The sequence below is a fragment of the Selenomonadales bacterium genome, from assembly GCA_017442105.1.
Classification (GTDB): domain Bacteria; phylum Bacillota; class Negativicutes; order RGIG982; family RGIG982; genus RGIG982.
Window position 1 is genome coordinate 1 of the sequence record JAFSAX010000210.1, and the last position, 2,471, is coordinate 2,471.

Consider the following 2,471-nt stretch of genomic DNA (forward strand, 5'->3'; position numbering starts at 1 on the left):
AATAATAAACAGACCTATCTCAATCGAGATAGGTCTGTTTATTATTCCTGTAATTGATCTTACAGCTGTTCTTTAGCTGTGTTAACGAGCTGTTCGAAAGCTTTGATGTCGTTTACAGCGAGGTCAGCCAACATTTTGCGGTTAACTTCAACGCCTGCTTTGTTGAGGCCGTTGATGAGGTTGCTGTAGGACAAGCCGAACATACGGGAAGCTGCATTGATACGAGCGATCCAGAGTTTACGGAATTCGCCTTTTTTCGCACGACGGTCACGACGAGCGTAGGAGAGAGCTTTCATTACAGTTTCGTTAGCTTTTTTGAACTGTTTGCTCTTAGCACCTCTGTATCCTTTAGCAAGTTTCAAGATTTTTTTATGACGTTTATGCGCTGTTACGCCTGTTTTTACTCTTGGCATTTCAATTCCTCCTTAGTTCTGTTCCTTATGCGTACGGAAGCATTTTTGCGATACGTTTCATATCTGCGTTGGAAGCCATAGCTGCTTTACGCAAGTTACGTTTACGTTTCGGCGATTTTTTCTCTAAGATATGGCTTTTGAACGCTTTTGCGCGTTTTACTTTGCCGCTACCGGTTACTTCAAAGCGTTTTGCTGCACTTCTGCGAGTTTTAATTTTAGGCATGTTTGTTCCTCCTTTTAATTACGCGTCTTAGGCGATAAAATCATGATCATATTTTTACCTTCAAGTTTCGGCATACGTTCTACGTTGACGTAGTCTTTCATTAACTCAGACATTTTGATAAGAAGCTGACGACCGAGATCCGGATGCGAAAGCTCACGACCACGGAACATAATCGTTACTTTTACTTTATCGCCGTCTTCGATAAAACGCTGTGCGTTTTTTAACTTGACATTGAAATCATGCTCTTCAATATTCGGACGAAGTTTTACTTCTTTCACAGTGATGACTTTCTGTTTTTTCTTCGTCTCTTTTTCCCGTTTCTGCTGTTCATAGCGGAATTTACCGAAATCCATGATACGGCATACAGGTGGTTTTGCCTGCGGTGCTACTTCGACCAAGTCCAAATGAAGCTCTTCTGCTCTGCGGAGTGCTTCTTTGAGCGGTACGATACCGAGCTGTTCCCCTTGCGGGCTGGTCAAACGAACCTCGCGGGCACGAATCTCATCATTAATTCTGGGCGTATCCTTGCTAATTGCAATCTACCTCCTGATTTCTTATAGGAAAAATAAAAGCGGGTAGCAAACGCCACCCGCACCATTAGCAATAAACTAAGGTCTTATTTACCTTACAGACTGTTCATCGTAAGGTGAGAAGCGGTGGCCTCTACTTCATGAATACTTGATTATAATACCACTTGATTGTCTGTATGTCAAGCGGTTTTTTATGCTTTTTCTGCAATTTCTTTTTGGATCATTGCTTGGAATTCAGCGAACGTCATAACAACACTGTCGTTTTCACCGTGTTTACGTACAGCTACCGTATTGTTTTCAGCTTCTTTGTCACCGACAACGAGGATATACGGGATCTTACGCATCTGGCTTTCGCGCATTTTATAGCCGACTTTTTCACTGCGTTCATCTACTTCTACGCGCATACCGCTGTTCCAGAGGGTATCAGCAAGTTTCTGTGCGTATTCAACGTGTTTCGTCGTGATCGGAAGGATGTTGACCTGTACAGGTGCGAGCCAAGTCGGGAATGCGCCTGCATAGTGTTCGATCAAGATGCCGATGAAGCGTTCCAAGCTGCCGTATGCTACACGGTGGATCATGACAGGGCGATGTTTCTGTCCGTCTTCACCGATATAGTTGAGGTCGAATTTTTCCGGCATCAACATATCGAGCTGGATCGTACCGCACTGCCACGTACGACCGATGGAGTCTTTTAAGTGGAAGTCGATCTTCGGACCGTAGAATGCGCCGTCGCCTTCGTTGATGATGTAGTCCATGTTGCGTTCTTCGAGTGCTTCACGAAGTGCCTGCGTTGCCGTTTCCCATACTTCGTCAGAACCCATGGAGTCTTCCGGACGCGTACTGAGTTCTGCATGGTACGAAAGTCCGAACGTGCTGTATACTTCGTCAAAGAGGTCGATTACGCCTTGAATCTCTTCTTTGATCTGGGACGGAAGCATGAAGATATGCGCATCGTCCTGCGTGAAGCTGCGAACACGCATCAAACCGTGAAGTGCACCCGAGAGCTCATGACGGTGTACAAGACCGAGTTCTGCCGTACGAAGCGGAAGGTCGCGGTAGCTGTGATGCTGTGTGCGATATACGAGGATACCGCCCGGACAGTTCATCGGTTTTACTGCATAGTTTTCTTCGTCGATCGTCGTGAAGTACATGTTTTCGCGATAGTGATCCCAGTGACCCGACTGCTGCCACAATTTCTGATTGAGGATGATCGGCGTGCGGATCTCTTGGTAGTGATATTTACGGTGAAGGTTGCGCCAGAAGTTTTCAAGTTCGTTGCGGATGACCATACCGTTCGGATGGAAG

4 protein-coding genes and 1 other annotated feature are annotated in these 2,471 nt (G+C 45.7%); all 4 genes read right to left on the reverse strand.

Annotated elements, in window-relative coordinates; translation table 11 throughout:
• Window positions 1-59: 59 nt before the first annotated feature.
• Window positions 60-413 (reverse strand): 50S ribosomal protein L20, encoded by a 354-nt coding sequence (gene rplT / locus IJN28_08105; protein MBQ6713730.1) that lies wholly within the window; start codon window positions 411-413, stop codon window positions 60-62.
• A gap of 25 nt (window positions 414-438) precedes the next feature.
• Complete coding sequence (gene rpmI / locus IJN28_08110; protein MBQ6713731.1) at window positions 439-636, reverse strand: 50S ribosomal protein L35; 198 nt, start codon at window positions 634-636, stop codon at window positions 439-441.
• 14 nt (window positions 637-650) lie between these two features.
• Window positions 651-1,175 (reverse strand): translation initiation factor IF-3, encoded by a 525-nt coding sequence (infC, locus tag IJN28_08115; GenBank protein ID MBQ6713732.1) that lies wholly within the window; start codon window positions 1,173-1,175, stop codon window positions 651-653.
• Window positions 1,176-1,193: 18 nt separating this feature from the next.
• Window positions 1,194-1,311 (reverse strand) — a sequence feature (ribosomal protein L20 leader region).
• Between the two features lie 46 nt (window positions 1,312-1,357).
• Window positions 1,358-2,471 (reverse strand): threonine--tRNA ligase (gene thrS, locus IJN28_08120; GenBank protein ID MBQ6713733.1); only part of this gene is annotated, 1,114 nt, incomplete at its 5' end.

Coding starts and splice junctions, on each gene's coding strand:
- rplT (MBQ6713730.1), bottom strand. CDS start 413: ATGCCAAGAGTAAAAACAGGCGTAACAGCGCATAAACGTCATAAAAAA.
- rpmI (MBQ6713731.1), bottom strand. CDS start 636: ATGCCTAAAATTAAAACTCGCAGAAGTGCAGCAAAACGCTTTGAAGTA.